Source organism: Methylobacterium sp. NMS14P (genome assembly GCF_028583545.1).
Classification (GTDB): Bacteria; Pseudomonadota; Alphaproteobacteria; order Rhizobiales; family Beijerinckiaceae; genus Methylobacterium.
Map to the genome: position 1 here is coordinate 2,174,360 of NZ_CP087106.1, position 17,994 is coordinate 2,192,353.

The 17,994-nt window shown below is 71.3% G+C and carries 16 protein-coding genes; 5 read left to right on the forward strand and 11 right to left on the reverse strand.

Annotation, left to right across the window (positions count from 1 at the left end; translation table 11 throughout):
• Positions 1-42: 42 nt before the first annotated feature.
• Positions 43-1,830, forward strand: a complete 1,788-nt coding sequence (locus LOK46_RS10125; RefSeq protein WP_273563641.1) for a methanol/ethanol family PQQ-dependent dehydrogenase — start codon at positions 43-45, stop codon at positions 1,828-1,830.
• Here LOK46_RS10125 and LOK46_RS10130 read toward each other — a convergent pair.
• Complete coding sequence (locus LOK46_RS10130) at positions 1,784-2,713, reverse strand: LysR family transcriptional regulator (protein WP_273563642.1); 930 nt, start codon at positions 2,711-2,713, stop codon at positions 1,784-1,786. The two genes, LOK46_RS10125 and LOK46_RS10130, sit on opposite strands and share 47 nt — an antisense overlap.
• A gap of 92 nt (positions 2,714-2,805) precedes the next feature.
• Here LOK46_RS10130 and LOK46_RS10135 point away from each other — a divergent pair, with 92 nt between their 5' ends.
• Positions 2,806-3,687: an aldo/keto reductase family oxidoreductase gene (locus LOK46_RS10135; protein ID WP_273563643.1), complete on the forward strand. Its 882-nt coding sequence runs from the start codon at positions 2,806-2,808 to the stop codon at positions 3,685-3,687.
• 156 nt (positions 3,688-3,843) lie between these two features.
• On the opposite strand, the gene LOK46_RS10140 is transcribed toward LOK46_RS10135, so the two are convergent.
• The 7 genes from LOK46_RS10140 to LOK46_RS10170 form a co-directional block, all read right to left on the reverse strand.
• Entirely contained in the window at positions 3,844-5,073 is a 1,230-nt protein-coding gene (locus tag LOK46_RS10140) for an ABC transporter substrate-binding protein (protein ID WP_273563644.1), read from the reverse strand.
• A gap of 264 nt (positions 5,074-5,337) precedes the next feature.
• The gene (locus tag LOK46_RS10145) at positions 5,338-6,240 is read right to left on the reverse strand and encodes a 3-keto-5-aminohexanoate cleavage protein (protein ID WP_273563645.1); all 903 of its coding nucleotides are present in this window, start codon (positions 6,238-6,240) and stop codon (positions 5,338-5,340) included.
• A 17-nt stretch (positions 6,241-6,257) separates the two neighbouring features.
• Positions 6,258-7,016, reverse strand: a complete 759-nt coding sequence (locus LOK46_RS10150; protein ID WP_273563646.1) for an SDR family NAD(P)-dependent oxidoreductase — start codon at positions 7,014-7,016, stop codon at positions 6,258-6,260.
• The gene (locus tag LOK46_RS10155; RefSeq protein ID WP_273563647.1) at positions 7,013-7,963 is read right to left on the reverse strand and encodes a 3-hydroxyacyl-CoA dehydrogenase family protein; all 951 of its coding nucleotides are present in this window, start codon (positions 7,961-7,963) and stop codon (positions 7,013-7,015) included. Before LOK46_RS10155 ends, LOK46_RS10150 begins: the two co-directional genes overlap by 4 nt.
• A 65-nt stretch (positions 7,964-8,028) precedes the next feature.
• Complete coding sequence (locus LOK46_RS10160) at positions 8,029-8,880, reverse strand: AAA family ATPase (RefSeq protein ID WP_012318919.1); 852 nt, start codon at positions 8,878-8,880, stop codon at positions 8,029-8,031.
• A 233-nt stretch (positions 8,881-9,113) separates the two neighbouring features.
• Positions 9,114-9,755: a hypothetical protein gene (locus LOK46_RS10165; RefSeq protein WP_056532713.1), complete on the reverse strand. Its 642-nt coding sequence runs from the start codon at positions 9,753-9,755 to the stop codon at positions 9,114-9,116.
• Positions 9,752-11,011: an ATPase gene (locus LOK46_RS10170; RefSeq protein WP_273563648.1), complete on the reverse strand. Its 1,260-nt coding sequence runs from the start codon at positions 11,009-11,011 to the stop codon at positions 9,752-9,754. The genes LOK46_RS10165 and LOK46_RS10170 overlap by 4 nt, the downstream gene beginning before the upstream one ends.
• Before the next feature lie 311 nt (positions 11,012-11,322).
• On the opposite strand from LOK46_RS10170, the gene LOK46_RS10175 reads away from it, so the two are divergent.
• On the forward strand, positions 11,323-13,167 hold the full coding sequence (locus LOK46_RS10175) for a cation:proton antiporter domain-containing protein (protein WP_273563649.1): 1,845 nt from the start codon (positions 11,323-11,325) through the stop codon (positions 13,165-13,167).
• Positions 13,168-13,876: 709 nt separating this feature from the next.
• The gene (locus tag LOK46_RS10180) at positions 13,877-14,827 is read left to right on the forward strand and encodes a helix-turn-helix domain-containing protein (protein WP_273563650.1); all 951 of its coding nucleotides are present in this window, start codon (positions 13,877-13,879) and stop codon (positions 14,825-14,827) included.
• 67 nt (positions 14,828-14,894) lie between these two features.
• On the opposite strand, the gene LOK46_RS10185 is transcribed toward LOK46_RS10180, so the two are convergent.
• On the reverse strand, positions 14,895-15,302 hold the full coding sequence (locus LOK46_RS10185; protein WP_273563651.1) for a hypothetical protein: 408 nt from the start codon (positions 15,300-15,302) through the stop codon (positions 14,895-14,897).
• A 335-nt stretch (positions 15,303-15,637) separates the two neighbouring features.
• Between LOK46_RS10185 and LOK46_RS10190 the strand changes: the two genes are divergently transcribed.
• Complete coding sequence (locus LOK46_RS10190; RefSeq protein ID WP_273563652.1) at positions 15,638-16,813, forward strand: vWA domain-containing protein; 1,176 nt, start codon at positions 15,638-15,640, stop codon at positions 16,811-16,813.
• A 169-nt stretch (positions 16,814-16,982) separates the two neighbouring features.
• On the opposite strand, the gene LOK46_RS10195 is transcribed toward LOK46_RS10190, so the two are convergent.
• Together LOK46_RS10195 and LOK46_RS10200 are read right to left on the reverse strand one after the other, a co-directional pair.
• The gene (locus LOK46_RS10195; protein ID WP_273563653.1) at positions 16,983-17,303 is read right to left on the reverse strand and encodes a 2Fe-2S iron-sulfur cluster-binding protein; all 321 of its coding nucleotides are present in this window, start codon (positions 17,301-17,303) and stop codon (positions 16,983-16,985) included.
• A 134-nt stretch (positions 17,304-17,437) separates the two neighbouring features.
• Positions 17,438-17,758, reverse strand: a complete 321-nt coding sequence (locus LOK46_RS10200) for an Hpt domain-containing protein (protein ID WP_273563654.1) — start codon at positions 17,756-17,758, stop codon at positions 17,438-17,440.
• Between the last annotated feature and the right edge of the window lie 236 nt (positions 17,759-17,994).

A 17,994-nucleotide genomic window follows, 5' to 3' on the forward strand; every position in this document is an offset into this window, starting at 1 on the left:
GCCGGCCGCGCGGCGATGGGGATCACTAGGATGCGGTCGTCGATGCGCGTTTCACTCCTCGCGGCCCTGCCGCTCGCCGGCCTCGCCGGGGCGGCGGCGGCCGGCCCGTCGCCAATCCTGCAGACCCTGGACTACGCCAACACCCGCTACTCCGCCCTCGACCGGATCGACGCCGGCAATGTCGGGCGCCTGAAGGTCGCCTGGACCTTCTCCACCGGCGTCCTGCGCGGCCACGAGGGCGCGCCGATCGTGGTCGGGCACGTGATGGTCGTGCACACGCCGTTCCCCAACACGGTCTACGCCCTCGACCTCGACCAGGGCGGGAAGATCCTGTGGCGCTACGCGCCGCGGCAGGACGCGGGCGTCATCGCCGTGATGTGCTGCGACACGGTCTCCCGGGGGCTCGCCTACGCGGACGGGCGGCTGTTCCTGCAGCAGGCCGACACCACCGTGGTGGCGCTCGATCCGGAGACCGGGCGGGTGCTGTGGTCGGTGCGGAACGGCGACCCGGGCCGGGGCGAGACCAACACCGCCACGGTCCTGCCGGTGCGCGGCAAGCTCATCGTCGGGCTCGCGGGGGGCGAGTACGGGGCGCGCTGCCACGTCACGGCCTACGACCAGGCGACGGGCCGGCGGCTCTGGCGCGCCTACGCCACCGGGCCGGACGCCGACATGCTGGTCGATCCGGAGGCGACGACCGAGCTCGGGCGCCCGGTCGGCCGGGATTCCTCCCTGAAGAGCTGGGAGGGCGACCAGTGGCGGACCGGCGGCGCCTGCAGCTGGGGCTGGTTCTCCTACGACCCGGAGCTGAACCTCGTCTATTACGGCACCGGCAATCCCTCGACCTGGAACCCGAACCAGCGCCCGGGCGACAACCGGTGGGCACAGGCGATCATCGCCCGCGACGCCGATACGGGCATCGCCCGCTGGGTCTACCAGATGACCCCCCACGACCAGTGGGACTACGACGGCGTCAACGAGATGATCCTCACCGAGCAGGTGATCGACGGCCGCGCCCGGAAGGTGCTGACCCATTTCGACCGGAACGGCTTCGGCTACACGCTGGACCGGGCCACCGGCGCGCTGCTGGTGGCGGAGAAGTTCGATCCCACGGTGAACTGGGCGAGCCGCGTGGAGATGGACCCCGCCGCCCCCGGTTACGGCCGGCCGGTCGTCGACAGGCGCTACGCCCCCGGCGAGGCCGACGAGGACGAGGCCACGAGGAACATCTGCCCCGGGGCGCTCGGCGCCAAGAACCAGCAGCCGGCCGCCTACTCGCCGGTGACGCGGCTGTTCTACGTGCCGACCAACCACATGTGCATGGATTACGAGGCGTTCCGGGTGACCTACACGCCCGGCCAGCCCTATGTCGGCGCGACGCTCACCCTGCACCCGCCCGAGGGCTCGGACCGGACTGGGGCGTTCATCGCCTGGGACGGCGCCAGGGGCCGGATCGCCTGGACGATCCCGGAGCCGTTCTCGGTCTGGTCGGGGGCGCTCGCCACGGCGGGCAACGTGGTCTTCTACGGCACGCTGGAGGGCTACCTGAAGGCGGTCGACGCCCGGGACGGGCACGAGCTCTACCGGTTCAAGACCCCGTCCGGGATCGTCGGCAACGTCACCACCTACCTGCACGACGGCAGGCAGTACGTGGCGGTGCTCTCCGGAATCGGCGGCTGGGCCGGGATCGGCTTGGCGGCCGGGCTGACCGACCCGGCCGACGGCTCGGGGGCGGTCGGCGGCTACGCGGCCCTGTCGCAGTACACGGCGCCGGGCGGGCAGCTCACGGTGTTCGAACTGCCGGATCCGGCACCGCCGGCCGGCCACTGACGAAGTCCACGAAGGCGCGCAGCGGCGCCGGCAGGTGCCGCCGGCCGGGGTAGTAGAGGAACGGGCCGGAGAAGTCCTGCCACCAGGGTTCCAGCACCGGCTCCAGGGCGCCGCTGTCGAGATGCGGGCGCAGCCAGTCCTCGAACAGGTGGACGATCCCGGTGCCGGCGACCGCCGCCGCCACCGCGAGGTCGCTGGCGCCGACCCGCACGATCAGGGGCCCGGACGGGTCGACGCGGACGACCGCGCCGTCGCGCTCGAACTCCCACGGCGCCGTCAGGGCACCGCTCGGGAACCGGCCGAGCAGGCAGGCATGGCCCAGGAGATCCCGCGGGTGCTCCGGCCGGCCGCGCTTCTCGAGATAGGCCGGGGCCGCCGCGGTGGCGAAGCGCTGCCGCCGGGGGCCGATCGGCACGGCGATCATGTCCTGCTCCAGCCGCTCGTCGTAGCGGATGCCGGCGTCGCAGCCGGCCGCCAGCACGTCCACGAACCCGTCCTCGACCACCACCTCCAGGCGGATCTCCGGGTAGGCCGCCAGGAAGGGCGGCACGAGCGCCGGCAGGACCAGCCGGGCGGCGCTGAGCGGCACGTTGAGCCGGAGCGTGCCGGCCGGCCGGTCGCGGAACCCGTTCACCACGTCGAGGGCGGCATCCACCTCCGCGAGCGCCGGGCCGAGCCGCTCCAGCAGGCGGGTTCCGGCCTCGGTCGGCGCGACGCTGCGGGTGGTGCGGTTCAGGAGGCGCACCCCCAGGCCAGCCTCCAGCCGGCGCACCGCCTCGCTGAGGCCGGACGCGCTCCCGCCGCTCGCCCGGGCGCCTTCCCGAAACCCGCCGGCCCGCGCCACGGTCACGAAGGCGGTGAGATCTGCGAGATCGGTGGGCATTGTTCGGGATCTCGCACGGGTCGTGCCGATCGTCACGGCTTATCGGCGCAATCGGTGCTGTCTACATCCGGGGCGCCAACAGGAGATACGTCATGACCGACATCACCGCCGACATCGCGCAGGCCGGGACCTTCCCCCTCGGCGACCGGAACGTGAAGCGGCTCGGCTACGGCGCCATGCAGCTCGCCGGGCCCGGCGTGTTCGGGCCGCCCAAGGACCGTGCGGCCGCGGTCGCGGTGCTGCGCGCGGCCGTGGCGGCGGGCGTCGACCACATCGACACCAGCGACTTCTACGGGCCGCACGTCACCAACCAGATCATCGGCGAGGCGCTGCACCCCTACCCGGACGGGCTCGTGATCGTCACCAAGGTCGGCGCCAAGCGCGGGGCCGACGCCTCGTGGAACCCGGCCTTCTCGGCCGAGGACCTCACCCAGGCGGTCCACGACAACCTGCGCAACCTCGGCGTCGACGTCCTCGACGTGGTCAACCTGCGCCTGATGTTCGACGTCCACGGCCCCGCGGAAGGGTCGATCGAGGCGCCGCTGACGGTGCTGGCGGAGCTGCAGCGCCAGGGGCTGATCCGCCGGATCGGCCTGAGCAACGCCACGCCGCGGCAGGTCGCGGACGGGCGGCGGATCACCGACATCGTCTGTGTGCAGAACCAGTACAATCTCGCCCACCGGGGCGACGACGCCTTCATCGACGATCTGGCGGCGGCCGGGATCGCCTACGTGCCGTTCTTCCCGCTGGGCGGGTTCAGCCCGCTGCAGTCGGACACCCTGTCGGAGGCGGCGGCCGGGCTCGGCGCGACGCCCATGCAGGTGGCGCTCGCGTGGCTGCTGCGCCGGTCGCCCAACATCCTGCTGATCCCGGGGACGTCGTCCCTCGGCCACCTGCGCGAGAACCTCGCGGCGGCGGAGCTTCGCCTGCCGGACGACGCCATGGCGGCCCTTGATCGGATCGGGGCGGCGTGAACGGTTCCGTTCGGACGCTCGTTTGCGGTCTCCCTCCGCGTCATCACGAGCGCAGCGAAGTGACCCAGGGCAGCGCGACGACGGTCGGCGTCGCGCCGTCTGGATTGCTTCGCTCCGCTCGCAAAGACGGCGGTGCCGAATCGATCGAGCCGACGCTTACTTCGCCGTCATGCCGGCCACCATCGGGCAGCCGCCCTCGCTCATCGGGCGGAACGCCTGCTCGGCGGGGATGGTCTCCAGCACCTTGTAGAGGTCCCACTCGCCCTTCGACTCGGACGGCGCCTTGGCCTCGAACAGGTACATCGGGTGGATCTTGCGCCCGTCCGGCCGGATCGTGCCCTTGCCGAACAGCGGGTCGTCGGTCGGCATCTCCTTCATCTTGGCGACCACGGCGGCGCCGTCCTTGGCCGAGTGCAGGGCCGCCACCGCCTTCAGGTAGTGCAGCGTGCTGGCGTAGACGCCCGCCTGGTAGGAGGTCGGCTTCTTGCCGGGCATCCGCTTCTCGAAGCGCTCCGCGAAGGCGCGGGTGCCGTCGTTGAGGTCCCAGTAGAACGAGGCCGTGAAGGCGAGGCCCTGCGCCACGTCCAGGCCCAGCGAGTGGATGTCGGTGATGGCGATCAGCAGGGCGGCGAGGGTCTGGCCGCCCTGGCGGATGCCGAACTCGTGCGCCTGCTTGATGGCGTTGGCGGCATCCAACCCGGCATCGGCGAGCCCGATCACCTGCGCGCCCGAGGCCTGGGCCTGGAGGAGGAACGAGGAGAAGTCCGGGTTCGGGAAGGGCGTGCGCACGCCGCCGACGACCTTGCCGCCGTTCTTCTCCACCACCGCCTTGGTGTCGCGCTCCAGGGCGAGGCCGAAAGCGTAGTCGGCGGTGATGAAGTACCAGGACTTGCCGCCGCGCTTGAGGATGGCCTTGCCGGTGCCGTTGGCCAGCGCCGCGGTGTCGTAGGTCCAGTGCACGGTGTTGGGCGTGCAGGCCGGGCCGGTCAGGTCGGCGGTGCCGCCGCCCGAGTTGATGAAGGCCTTGTTCTTCTCCTTGGTGATCTGCGCGATGGCGAGCGCTACCGAGGAAGTGGGGACGTCGAACACCGCGTCGACGCCGTCGCGGTCGTACCATTGCCGGGTGATGGAGGCGCCGACATCGGGCTTGTTCTGGTGGTCGGCGGCGACAACCTCGACCTTCAGCCCGTGTTCCTCGGGCTTGAAATCCTCGACCGCCATGCGGGCGGCCACCACGGAGCCCTCGCCGGTGGAGTCGAAGTAGACGCCGGAGCGGTCGTTCAGCACGCCGATCTTCACCGGCACGAGGTCGGCCGCGAGCGCCGCGCCGGCACCGAGTGCGCACAAGCTCCCGAGCAGCGCCGCGGCGCGGTGGCGGAGCGTCATGTCTCTCTCCCTGTCGTGTCCACCCGGCGGCGTTGATCGCCGCTCGGGATGTTTCCGAAGGCAGACTATCCGTGGCGGTCGGCTGCTGGAACGGGTGCGCGTGAGGATGCCGGCGATCCGTCAGGGGCCGCCCTTCCCGCCCGAGACGACACCGCCGTCTTTGCGAGCGGAGCGAAGCAATCCAGCAGCACCACGCTCGCCGAGGTCGCGCTGCCCTGGGTCGCTTCGCTGCGCTCGCGATGACGGAGGGCGGCCGCGATCGGCTTATCCGCCTGCCGCCGTCCCATTACGCGGCGCCAATCCAAAAATCGCCCGCGCCTGATCGGGCGTGGCCGGCTCCCGGTCGAGATGGGCCAGCAGGCTCACGGCCTTCTCCACCAGCGCGGCGTTGCTCGGCGCCAGAGTGCCGCGGGACAGGTACAGGTTGTCCTCCAGGCCGACCCGGACATTGCCGCCCATGCCGGCGGCCACCGCGAGGATCGGGAACTCTTCCCGGCCGATGCCGAAGGCCGACCAGACCGCGTCCTCCGGCAGCCGCGCCCGCATCGCCACCAGCGCCTCGGGTGTCGCCGGGGCGCCCCACGGGATGCCGAGGCAGATCTGGAACAGCGGCGGGCGCGCCAGGTGCCCCTCGGCGATCAGGTGCCGGGCCAGCTCGATCTGGCCGAGGTCGAACACCTCGATCTCGGGCTTCACGCCCGCGTCGCGGATGTGACCCGCCATCGCCCGCAGGTGGCCGGGGGTGTTGAGGAACAGGTGCTCGCCGAAATTCATCGTGGCGATGTCGAGGGTGCAGATCTCCGGCCGCAGCGCGCCGACGTGCCGGGTGCGGGCCTCCGGTCCCACGAAGGTGGTGCCCGGGCCGGCGACCGCCGGGTCGGGGTCGCCCGGCACGAACCGGCCCCCTGCCCCCGTGGTCAGGTTGAGGATCACGGCGTCGTTCTTCTCGCGGATCCGCTCCACCACCTCGCGGTAATGGACGAGCGCCATGCTGGGCGCGGCGGTCGCGGGGTCGCGGACGTGGATGTGGACCACCGCGGCCCCGGCGGCGGCGGCCTCGAGCGCCGACTCGGCGATGGCCTTCGGACTCACCGGCACGGCCGGGTTCTTCTTCGGCGTGTCGAAGGAGCCCGTGAGGGCGCAGGTGATGACGGTGGTGCTCGACATCGGTGTGCTCCCCGGACTCACATAGCCCCGCCGTCGACCGTGAGGGTCTCGCCCGTGATGTAGGCCGCGCCCGCGCCCAGGAAGAAGATCGTCTCGGCGATGTCCTCCGGGCGGGCCATGCGGCCGAGCATGGTGCGCCCCACCGTCGAGGCCTTGCGCTCCTCCGACCAGGGCTCGGTCCAGGGCGTGGCGACCAGCCCCGGCGCCACCGCGTTCACGCGCACGTCCGGCGCCAGCGCCCGGGCGAGGCTGCGGGTCAGGTTGATCAGCCCGGCCTTGCTGGCCGAGTAGGCGACCGACGAGCCGCGCCGCCCGAGCCCGGCCACCGAGGCGGTGTTGACGATGGCGCCGCGGCTCGCCTTGAGGGTCGCGGCCGCGGCCCGGGCGCAGCGGAACGGCCCGAGCAGGTTGGTCGCCAGGATCGTGGCCCAGAAATCCTCGCTCATCGCGTCGAGATCCTCGAAGGCGATGGGCGTGGTCGTGCCCGAAGTCCCGGCATTGTTGACGAGCACGTCGAGGCCGCCGAGCCGGTCGATGCCGGCCGCCACCATCGCCTCGGCCTCGCCCGCCCGCGACACGTCTCCGGGCAGCGCGATCACCGAGAGCCCCGCCTCGGCGAGCCGGGCGGCTTCCTCGGGGCCGCGGGCATCGTCGGGCAGGTGGTTCAGCGCCACGGTGGCGCCGTTGCGGGCGAAGATCGCGACCGTCGCCAGCCCGATGCCCGAGGAGGCCCCGGTGACGAGGACGCGCCGTCCGGACAGGTCCGCTCCGATCATGATCCCTCCATCCGGCCGATCCCGGCCATCGCCGCCTTGAGCGCCAGGAGCTTGCGGTCGCGCTCGCGGAACAGGTCCGCGGGCTCCCGCCCGCCCCAGTCGAAGTAGCCGCGCCCCGCCATCACCCCGGTCCGGCCCTCGGCGCAGAGGGCGTCGAGGGTCTCGGAGCGGGTGCGCGGCGGCGGCGGCGCGTAGCTGCCGTTGGCCAGCGCCCGCTGCGTCAGCTCCAGGCCGGTGAAGTCGGCCTTGGCGAGGTGGCCGAGGATCGGGATGCGTAAGGAGAGGCCGTGGATGATCGCGTCGTCGATGTCCCGCGGCGCGGCGACGCCCTCGTCGAGGAGCCGGAACACCTCGGCGCTGATCGCCTGCTGGATGCGGTTGGCGACGTAGCCGGGGATGAAGCGCTTCAGCACGATCGGGACCTGGCCCAGGCCGCGCACGAGGTCGGCCATGGCGGCGATCACCACCGGGTCGGTGCCGGGCCCCGGCACCACGTCGACGAGGTCGACGATGTAGGGCGGCGTGTACCAGTGCAGGATCAGCGCCCGCGCCTGGCGGCGCTCCGGGATCAGCGGGAAGACGTCGAGGTAGCTGGTGTTGCTGGCGAGGACCGCGTCCGCCGGGCAGAGCCGGTCGAGCTCGGAGAAGAGCGCGCGCTTGGCCTCCGGGTTCTCGGTGATCGCCTCGATCACGAGGTCGGCGCCCGACACCGCCGCGTCCAGCTCCGCCTCGACCCGGACGGCGCGGGCCAGCCGCCCCGCATCCCAGCCCTCCGGGGCGGCGCCCGCCTCCCGCAGGGTCGCGAGGGCCGAGTCCATCAGGGTCGGGATCCGCGCCCGGGTCTCGGGCTGCGTGTCGGTGATCCGCACGCCGTGGCCGGCGAGCGCCAGAACCAGGGCGATGCCGTGCCCCATCACGCCGCCGCCGACGATCGCGATCTCGCCCATGCCGCACGCTCCCTTCCCTGTCCCGGGCCCCTCTCGCGGGAGTCCTCGGGTCTTCCCTCCGGCCTTCAGCCGCCGCGCTGGTCCCGGCGCATCATGAAGGCCAGCTTCTCGAACAGGCTGACGTCCTGCTCGTTCTTGAGGAGCGCCCCGTGCAGCGGCGGGATCAGCTTGCGGCCGTCCTGCTCGCGCAGGGTCTCGGGGGCGATGTCCTCGGAGACGAGGAGCTTCAGCCAGTCGAGCAGCTCCGAGGTCGAAGGCTTCTTCTTGAGCCCCGGGACCTCGCGCATCGCCAGGAAGGTCCGCAGCGCCTCCTCGACGAGGCGGTGCTTGATGCCCGGATAGTGGACGTCGACGATGCGCTGCAGCGTCTCGGCGTCGGGGAACTTGATGTAGTGGAAGAAGCAGCGGCGCAGGAACGCGTCCGGCAGCTCCTTCTCGTTGTTCGACGTGATGATCACGATCGGCCGGCGCACGGCCTTCACGGTCTCGCCGGTCTCGTAGACGTGGAACTCCATCCGGTCGAGCTCGGTGAGGAGGTCGTTGGGGAACTCGATGTCGGCCTTGTCGATCTCGTCGATGAGCAGCACCGGGCGCTCGGGCGCGGTGAACGCCTCCCAGAGCTTGCCGCGCCGGATGTAGTTGCCGATCTCCGAGACCCGCGGGTCGCCGAGCTGGGAGTCGCGCAGGCGCGAGACCGCGTCGTACTCGTAGAGCCCCTGCTGCGCCTTGGTGGTCGACTTGATGTTCCAGACGATCAGCGGCGCGTTCAGCCCCTTGGCGATCTCCTCGGCCAGCACGGTCTTGCCGGTGCCGGGCTCGCCCTTCACGAGGAGCGGCCGCTCCAGGACCACGGCGGCGTTGACCGCCGCGGTGAGGTCGGGGGTCGCGACGTAGGTCTCGGTTCCGGAAAAGCGCATCGCGGTCTCGGAGAGGTGGGCTCGGGCCCAGGGGTAACGCGCCGCGCCGCCGCGCCGCAAGCGCCGTACCTGTCCGGCCGTCCCGTCCGGGCCCGGCCGACGCGCGCGCTGAATGGCTGACGCCGTCATCACGAGCGGAGCGACGTGACCCAGAGCAGCGGGACGTTCGGAGGCGTGGCGCTACCCTGGATTGCTTCGCTCCGCTCGCAAGGACGGTGGCGCCGCGAGCGATCTCAGCCCTTCTCGTGCCAGACGCAGTTCCGGGCCAGGATCTCGAGGTTGACGTCCGACTTCTGCGGCTGCGGCAGGGTCTTGCCGTCCATGGCGAGGTCGATCTTGATCTCGACCTGACCCTTCGCCTCGGCCGTGCGGCGGGAGAAGTAGCAGTACTGCTGGTAGGGCTGGTCGGCGCTGTCCTTGAAGTTCCAGCCGGTCACGATCTGCCCGTCGAGGTAGGGCACCTGCTTGAACACCGTGAAGGTCGTGTTCACCGTCGCCTTCGAGGCCGGGGTCGCGTCGCTGCCGAGCTGCGCCCGGGTGGGCGTCGGCGAGGCGGCGACCTTGGGCAGGCCCTCGAGCTTGAGGGTGTTGTCGGTCAGCGTGACCTCGCCCTTGGTCTTCAGGGTCACGTCCGAGAGCGCGGCCTGCATGGCGGCGGCGATCTTCTCGGCGGCGGTGTCGAACTGGTTCAGGGTCGCCCAGCCGTAGGCCGCCGCGCCGACGCCGATGCCGGCGAGGCACGCGAAGGCGCCGAAGCCCAGCGCCCGGAACAGGAAGGCCCGGGCCGCGACGTAGCTCGAATCCGCCCGCAGGCGGGAGTTCACCTGCTGGGCGAGGGCGATGTTCTCAGGGGTCCCGCTCGCGACGTAGTTCATGCGCCGGCTCCAGCGGCAGGGAGGGTCGGGCCCGGATGGGTCTGGTTCGGCAGCGCCTGCTGGCCCTGGGCCGGCCGGTTCATCGGGATCACCGCGCCCGACGCGTTGGCGGCGCGCGGCAGGATCGGCTCGGGATGCGAGCGCAGGGCGTCGGCGATCGCGTCGAGCATGTACGGGGCCGCCTCCGGGTTCACGGCGGCGCCGAGATCGTCCTCGTCCATGAAGGTCCGGCGGGTCGAGACCGCGCAGAGCGCCAGGATCGTCGACGCGAAGGCCGCGCAGACCGCGGGCAGGAACACGAAGATCCGCAGGAAGGCGTGGACCTGGCTCTCGGTCACGTCGATCGGGTCGACGCCGTAGACCATGGCGGTGAAGGAGTGGAGCTGCGAGCGGTTGACCGCGTTGCGGTAGCCCTGCTCGGCGTCGGCCACGCGCCGGTCGGCGGCGCCCGGATCGAGGGCGGCGCGCGCCTTGCGGGCCTCCTCCAGGTCCTTGATCATCCCGGCGCGGTCGGCGGACGCCTTGGCGACGCCCTGCGACAGGGCGGCGACGCGGGGATCGGCCACGCATTTCAGGTTCTGGTACTTGCGGCCCTTGCTGTTGGTGCCGAAGACCCGCTCGCAGCGCTGGGCCGGCAGGCCGGCGAGCTGCTGGGCGTTGTCGGCGGAGCGCTTCTCGATCTGGTCGAGCTCGGCCGTGTACTGGGCCACGCGCTCGTCCGCCGCCTTGATCCGGTCGCCGATCGTGGCGCGGTCGGCCTGGGCGTCCTTCAGGGCGGTCTTGGTCCGGGCCGCCTCCATCAGGCGGGGATGGAACATCATCTCGCCGAGCTGCGACACCGACTTGGTGGTCACGCCCGCCGCGAAGATGATGCCCAGCACGGCGAGGCCGCGCACGAAGTAGGAGCGCTGGGTGCGGGCCAGGATGCCGAGCGGCACGCGGCACAGCTCGACCGCGGCGTAGACCAGCGGCGCCAGCAGCATGAAGTAGAAGGCGTGCCAGTCGCCGTCGCTGTAGACGCCCGCGAACAGCCACGCGCCCCAGAGCGAGGCGCCGATCACCATGAACTCGACGAGGTACGCGATACCCACGTAGCCCCACTTGATGCGGTAGCCCTTCTCGACGTGGCGCTGGTGGCGCCAGCGGTCCGACTCGAGCTTCCACTCGCGCTTCTCGCGCTCGAGGTCGCGGCTGGGGGGCGCTGTCGGACCGGCAAATATCGATTTGATGGAGATCATCGGCCTCGTCGCATCCATCGGGTCCAGTTCCGGGCTGGGCCCGGCCGAGCTTAACCCCCGGTTAACTCAGGCGTGTATGCGCGCATTGTGCCGATTTTGAGCCGCGTTGCACGCCTTCACCGCACGCATCCTCTGGATGCCGCCCGCATCCCGCGTGCCGGTGACCGAAATGTCTCACCCGCGCCTGTATCCGGCTTGTGTCGGAACGCACATCCGCGGGGTCGATCGCGGCCCGAATCCGGTTGCCCCTGGGGCGGTGCCGACCCATGATCGCGCAGCCGTGATCGGCATCCCCCCGCCCCCGAGAGACGAGGTTCGATCCGCCGCCGATGCCAGAGGTCCACGCCGGCTCCTACAAGGAAGCGATCCTGTTTCTCGTCACAGCGGGCATCGTGGTGCCGCTGTTCCACCGCCTGCGGATCTCGCCGGTGCTCGGCTTCATCGGCGCCGGGGCCCTGCTCGGACCCTTCGGCCTCGGCCGGCTGGCCGACACCTATCCCTCCGTGCACCTCTTCACCATCGGCAACCGGGCCGAGATCTCGCACCTCGCCGAGTTCGGCGTGATCTTCCTGATGTTCATGATCGGGATCGAGCTGTCCTGGGAGCGCCTGCGGGTGCTGCGCCGGCTGGTCTTCGGCCTCGGCTCCCTGCAGGTCGGCTGCTCCGCGCTGATCCTCGGGGCGATCCTCTACGGGCTCAACGTGCCGCTCACCGGCGCGGTGATCGTGGGCATCGGCCTCGCCCTGTCGTCCACCGCGGTGGTGCTGCCGGTCCTGGCCGAGCAGAAGCGGCTGAACGCGCCCACGGGCCGGACCAGCTTCGCGGTCCTGCTGTTCCAGGACCTGGCGGTGGCGCCGGTCCTGTTCGCCATCGCGGTGCTCGGCCGCGACGACGGCGGCGACAAGGGCTGGGCCCTCGCCATGGCGCTCGGCCAGGCCGCCGTCGCGCTGGTGCTGATCGTGGTGGCGGGCCGCCTCGCCCTGCGCCCCCTGTTCCAGCTCGTGGCGCGCACGCGCTCCACCGAGCTGTTCATGGCCGCCTGCCTGCTGGTCATCGTCGGCACGGCGCTGACCGCGGCGGCGAGCGGCCTGTCGATGACGCTCGGCGCCTTCGTGGCCGGCCTGCTGCTCGCCGAGACCGAGTATCGCCGGGCCATCGAGGCGACGATCGACCCGTTCAAGGGCCTGCTGCTCGGCGTGTTCTTCGTCTCGGTGGGCATGAACCTCGACCCGGCGCAGCTGATGGCGACGCCGGGGGCGATCATCGGCCTGTCGCTGGCGCTGGTCCTGATCAAGGCCGCCGTGGTGATGATGGCGGCCCCCGTCCTGAAGATCCCCCGGCCGGTGGCGCTTGAGACGGCGCTGCTCCTCGGTCCGGGCGGCGAGTTCGCCTACGTGCTGATCGGCGGCGCCATGGCCACCGGCCTCGTGCCGGAGGAGGTCGGGGCGGCGGCCCTCGTGGTGACCACGGTCACGATGATCATGATCCCGGCGCTCGCCGCCGTCGGCCGCCGGCTCAAGCTGCGGGCGACCGCCAGCGCCCAGGCCGCCGCCAAGGCGGAGCCGGTGCCGGAGCGAATGGGGAACCGGGTGATCGTCGCGGGATTCGGCCGCGTCGGCCGGCAGGTCGGCGAGATGCTGGAGCGGCACAAGATCCCGTACATCGCCCTCGATTCCGACGCCGCGCGGGTGGCCGAGCAGCGCCGCGCCGGGGCGCCGGTCTATTTCGGCGACAGCGGCAACACCGAGATGCTGCGCCGCTGCGACATCGCCACGGCCCGGGCGCTGGTCGTCACCCTCGACAATCCCCGCGCCGTCGAGGCGGCGGTGGCGGCGGCCCGCGCCGAGCGGCCGGACCTGACCATCGTGGCCCGGGCCCGCGACGCCCGCCACGCCTCCTCGCTCTACGAGCTCGGCGTCGACGACGCGGTGCCGGAGACGATCGAGGCGTCGCTGCAGCTGTCGGAGGCCGTGCTGGTCGATGTCGGCGTGCCGATGGGGCTGGTGATCGCGTCGATCCACGAGCGGCGGGACGAGTATCGCGCCCTGCTGAAGAAGCGCGAGGGCGAGTCGAAGCCGATCTTCCGGGCCCGGCGGACCGTCGGGAAGGCGCTGGGCAAGGCCCCGGTCAAGCGGGAGCCCGAGCGCCAGGAGGCGGCCGGCCAGGAGGCCTGAGGGCGGCCTCCCGCGGTCGCCGTCGGAGCGCCGCCAGAGCGCGGCCGCCCGGTGGCGCCCGGGGCGGTCCGTCGACGATCCGCGGCCCGGCGAGAGCGGGGGCGATCGCGCGCGGGGCCGACCGTCTCCGCGGCGCGCGGCGCACCCCTGGCGGACGACGTCGCGGCTGCCCGGACAGGCCCGCGATCGAGACGGCTCTCCGGGCGTGGCCCGCGGGAGAGCGACGGCTTCTCCTGCGCCCAAGGCCCTGCCGGCCAGGACCGTGATCGTCTCCGTACGCCGATCGGCCGAATGCCAGATCCCTCCGCGGCCACGGCGCCTGCCGCCCGGCCGCCGCCGCGCGCGAATGACGCGCCGTATCTGATCACAACCGCGTGATATCTAGGCTTGTCTGATTAGCGCTATATTCACGGATGAAATCCGCTCTTCGGGCATCTCTTGCTGGAGTTCGATCGCGGCCGGTCGATGTGGCCTAGCCAATATAGTTGCCGTGCCGGGTCGATCGATTGCATTCATGGAGACTTCGAAGTAAGATTTCTGCTTTGATGGGTGGGCTATTCGATTGTAGCGGTGCGTCGGCTGCGAATATCGGACCGGTCAGCGGGAGGCCGAGCAGCCGGGGCTCGGGTGTGCGGCGATGGGCGACAGTCAGGGAGGGGATCACGGCGGCAGTCCCGGCCGCATCATCGCTCGGCACGCGACCTACAGCATGAGCACCGACGACGTGCCGCGGCATTCCGGCTTCGAATACTGGGAGCATGCCTGCCGGAACGCGGTCGGCCTGTTCGAATTCGTCGATTACGCGCGGAAGGATTTTCGCGCCGGGCTCGACCTGTTCGCGGTCGACACCATCAAGGTGTGCCACTATTTCGGCGCCGCCCACACCATGGAGCGGCGGAAAAGTCATCTCCGGTCGTCCGATACGGATGACTACAACATCATTCTCGGATCGCGGCGGACCTGGAACTTCGCGCAGGGCCGCTACCACGAGGCCGTCTCGGGCGGCATCTCGCTCATCGACAATGCTCAGCCCTACGTGGGGGGGCACCCCGAGGGTCTCGACGTCGTCAGCTTCCTCATCCCGCGCGCGACCCTGGACCGGGCCCTCGGGCCGAGCCGCCACGCCGTCGGATCGTCGATCACCGCCGCGCAGACGAGCTTCCCGATCATCGCGGCGTATCTCCATTCCCTCGTCGAGCACGGCGCATCGCTCGATCCCGCCCGTCAGGCGCGGATGGCCTCGGTCGCCGTCGAGCTCCTGGCGGCGGGTTTCGCCGAGCGGCTGGAGGCCGACCCGCCCCGCTCCCTGAGCGGAGCCGCGATCCTCTGCCGCGCACAGGCCTTCATCACGGCGCATATCGGCGTCGAGGGCCTGTCGATCAACGATGTGGCGGCGGCGCTGAACATCTCGGTTCGCCGGCTCCAGGAGGTCGCCAGCGCGGAGAGCGTCGCGCTCATGGACTGGATGTGGGAACGCCGCCTGCAGATGGCGCAGGCCAAGCTCGCCGATCCTGCCAACGGCGTCCTGCCGGTCGGGCTCGTCGCCTATCAGTGCGGCTTCGCCAGCCAGGCTCACTTCTCCCGGCGCTTCAAGGAGCGGTTCGGGCAGACGCCGACCGAGTTCAGGGTCTGGGCCGGGCTCCAGCGGGGACGGCACTGAGCCCGGGCCGGGCCGCCCGCGTTCGTCGCGAGGGCCCCGCGGCTGCCGCCGCGGCGTCCGGGTCTCCTCAGATCAGGACCGGATGCGCGTCCTCGTGCTTGGCCCGCCGCGCCACGCGGCTGCGCGGCGCCGGCTCGAACCCGTCGGCGAAGCTGCACCGGTAGACCAGTTCGTCCGCCGGCCCGAGGCCGGTGACCAGGGGCACCGTCACGGTGTCGCCGGAGAAGCGCCAACCGCGGGCGCCCTTGTCCCAGTAGAGCCAGACCGTCCCGGGATAGCCCCGCAGGGTGAAGACCGCCGCCTTGCGCGACAGGGCCTGCACCGCCCGCGGGGCGTACATGCCCTTGTCGCGGTAGGCGTCCCGGGTCGCCTCCGGCTGGCGGTCCATGAAGGTGTTGCGCACCAGCTGAATCGTCGCCCCCGGCTTCCCGAGAAACCGCTTGAATTCCGTCAGATTCCGCAGGATGACCGCCATCGCAGGTCTCCTCGCTAGCTCCGTGTGGGCCGCGTCGCCGCGTCCGCACACACTCGATGTCCCGAGTTGAGCGATTCCCATGACCGATTGAGTGACTGGGCGAGGCTTGTCCGGCCACATATCAACAGATTCGACGACTTATACCCAGGTTATGAGTCCCATCGGGTCGGAGAGACTCGTTAGAGCCCCGGAATCAGCGTTGCCGACGGGGCTGAATCTTGTCGACCATCGTCGAAGACTCGGAAGTCCTCCGGGAAAGTCCTGCCCCGCTCGTCGGGATGCCGACCGATTCGCGCGGGCTTGACCCGGACGCCCGGCTGGCGCGTTCTCCCGGGATGCTGCTGCAGTTCTTCACGGCCCTCCGGGACGCCAAGGTCCCCGTCTCCCTGAAGGAGTACCTGACCCTGCTCGGCGCCCTGGACCGGGGCCTCGCGGAGCACGACGTCGAGGCGTTCTACTTCCTGTCGCGCACGGCGCTGGTGAAGGACGAGGCGCATCTCGACCGGTTCGACCGGGTGTTCGGCACGGTGTTCAAGGGGCTGGAGACCCTCGGCGAGGCGGTGGAGCCCGCCGCCATTCCCGAGGAGTGGCTGAGGAAGCTCGCCGAGAAGTACCTGACCGAGGCCGAGAAGGCGGAGCTGAAGGCGCTCGGCTGGGACGCGCTGTTCGAGACCCTGAAGCAGCGCCTCGCCGAGCAGAAGGGGCGCCACCAGGGCGGCTCGAAATGGATCGGCACCGGCGGGACCTCGCCCTTCGGCGCCTACGGCTACAACCCGGAGGGGATCCGCATCGGCCAGGACGGCAACCGCAACTTCCGGGCGGTGAAGGTCTGGGACAAGCGCGAGTTCAAGGACCTCGACGACGACCGGGAGATCGGCGCGCGCAACATGCGCCTGGCGCTGCGGCGCCTGCGCCGCTTCGCCCGGACCGGGGCGGCCGAGGAGCTCGACCTCGACGGCACGATCCGCGCGAGCGCCCGCCAGGGCTACATCGACGTCAAGCTGCGGCCGGAGCGGCGCAACGCCGTGAAGGTGCTGCTGTTCCTGGACGTCGGCGGCTCGATGGACTGGCACATCGAGCAGGCGGAGGCGCTGTTCTCGGCGGCGCGCTCGGAGTTCAAGCACCTCGCGCACTACTACTTCCACAACTGCCCGTACGAGGCGGTCTGGACCGAGAACCGGCGGCGGCACGAGGCGAAGACGCCGCTCCTCGACGTGATCCGCACCTACGGCGCCGACTACCGCCTCGTCTTCGTGGGGGACGCCTCGATGAGCCCCTACGAGATCGCCACGCCCGGCGGCTCCGTGGAGCACTGGAACGAGGAGGCCGGCGCGGTCTGGATGCAGCGGCTCCTCGACCATTTCCCGAAGGCGGCGTGGCTGAACCCGGTGCCCGAGACGCACTGGGGCTACACCCAGTCGATCGGCATGGTGCATCGGCTGGTCGCCGGCCGGATGTTCCCGCTGACGCTGGAGGGGCTCGACGCCGCGGCGCGGGCACTGGTGCGATGACAGGTGCGGTTACGGCCTCACAGCGCGATGCGACCGGAGGCGATGCCGTCCTCGCGAGCGCAGCGAAGCGATCCAGCAGCGCCGCATACACGGATGTCGCGCTACCCTGGGTCGCTTCGCTGCGCTCGCGAGGACGGGAAAGGATCGCGCGACCGAGACGGCTCCCGTCTCAGCCCTGCTGGGACGGCGTCGTCACCACGAGGCCGTCGAGCGCCGGCGTGATCTTGATCTGGCAGGACAGGCGGGAATTCTCGCGGACGTCGCTGGCGAAATCCAGCATGTCCTGCTCCATATCCTGCGCCTTGCCGACCGTGTCGATCCAGGCGTCGGCCACGTAGACGTGGCAGGTGGCGCAGGCGCAGGCGCCGCCGCACTCCGCGTCGATGCCCGGGACGTTGTTGCGCATAGCCGTCTCCATCACGGTCGCGCCGACGCTGCCTTCGACGGTCCGTTCCGTCCCGGCGTGGTCGACGTAGGTGATCTTGGGCATGCTGGGGGCTCCGGGCTCGCGTCGAGCGCAGTCTGTCCGACGGGCGGCGTGCCTGCTTGGCGGCTGGAAACGCGGAATGCAAGCGCGGCATTAGACACCGGTCCCGGATCGATCGCCGCATTGCGGCGACACCGTCAGGCGCGCGCCTCCGCGATCTCCGCCAGCGCCCGCGCGACCGCGGCCGCGAGGTCGTCGACCGGCACCGCCCCGGCCCCGCCGCGCAGGCGCGCCTCCGCGGCGTCCGCGAGGGCGCGCACGTGAACCGCCCCGACGCCCGCGGCCGAGCCCTTCAGGGTGTGGGCGAGGTCGGCGCGCTGCTCCCGCGGCAGGGCCGGGTCGGCGAGGCGCGGCAGGATCGACCGGCACTGGCCGGCGAACAGCTCCAGAACCTCACGGGCCAGATCGGCGTCGCCGCCGGTCTGGGCCTCGAGTTCCGCGGGGTCGATGGCCTGCATGCTCGAACTCCCGGCATCCGGATTCGTCGGGGATTGCGGATCTGATCCACACAATTCACCCCCTGATTCGCCGGGTGGGGATCGCGCCGGACCCCTCCCCTGCGGCAGGATGGTGGAGGCGGTGAGCGACGGGCCCGGTAACCATTCGGTTAACCTTTTCTGGGGCCGGTCGAGGGCTCGGGTATCGGCAGTCGCTGCCCGAGTTTAGTCTTGTAATGGTAAACGGGGCGTTGCGT

Coding starts and splice junctions, on each gene's coding strand:
- LOK46_RS10190 (WP_273563652.1), top strand. CDS start 15,638: ATGCTGCTGCAGTTCTTCACGGCCCTCCGGGACGCCAAGGTCCCCGTC.
- LOK46_RS10155 (WP_273563647.1), bottom strand. CDS start 7,963: ATGGGCGAGATCGCGATCGTCGGCGGCGGCGTGATGGGGCACGGCATC.
- LOK46_RS10170 (WP_273563648.1), bottom strand. CDS start 11,011: ATGGATGCGACGAGGCCGATGATCTCCATCAAATCGATATTTGCCGGT.
- LOK46_RS10135 (WP_273563643.1), top strand. CDS start 2,806: ATGACCGACATCACCGCCGACATCGCGCAGGCCGGGACCTTCCCCCTC.
- LOK46_RS10165 (WP_056532713.1), bottom strand. CDS start 9,755: ATGAACTACGTCGCGAGCGGGACCCCTGAGAACATCGCCCTCGCCCAG.
- LOK46_RS10200 (WP_273563654.1), bottom strand. CDS start 17,758: ATGCAGGCCATCGACCCCGCGGAACTCGAGGCCCAGACCGGCGGCGAC.
- LOK46_RS10185 (WP_273563651.1), bottom strand. CDS start 15,302: ATGGCGGTCATCCTGCGGAATCTGACGGAATTCAAGCGGTTTCTCGGG.
- LOK46_RS10175 (WP_273563649.1), top strand. CDS start 11,323: ATGCCAGAGGTCCACGCCGGCTCCTACAAGGAAGCGATCCTGTTTCTC.
- LOK46_RS10195 (WP_273563653.1), bottom strand. CDS start 17,303: ATGCCCAAGATCACCTACGTCGACCACGCCGGGACGGAACGGACCGTC.
- LOK46_RS10140 (WP_273563644.1), bottom strand. CDS start 5,073: ATGACGCTCCGCCACCGCGCCGCGGCGCTGCTCGGGAGCTTGTGCGCA.
- LOK46_RS10180 (WP_273563650.1), top strand. CDS start 13,877: ATGAGCACCGACGACGTGCCGCGGCATTCCGGCTTCGAATACTGGGAG.
- LOK46_RS10150 (WP_273563646.1), bottom strand. CDS start 7,016: ATGATCGGAGCGGACCTGTCCGGACGGCGCGTCCTCGTCACCGGGGCC.
- LOK46_RS10145 (WP_273563645.1), bottom strand. CDS start 6,240: ATGTCGAGCACCACCGTCATCACCTGCGCCCTCACGGGCTCCTTCGAC.
- LOK46_RS10160 (WP_012318919.1), bottom strand. CDS start 8,880: ATGCGCTTTTCCGGAACCGAGACCTACGTCGCGACCCCCGACCTCACC.
- LOK46_RS10125 (WP_273563641.1), top strand. CDS start 43: ATGCGCGTTTCACTCCTCGCGGCCCTGCCGCTCGCCGGCCTCGCCGGG.
- LOK46_RS10130 (WP_273563642.1), bottom strand. CDS start 2,713: ATGCCCACCGATCTCGCAGATCTCACCGCCTTCGTGACCGTGGCGCGG.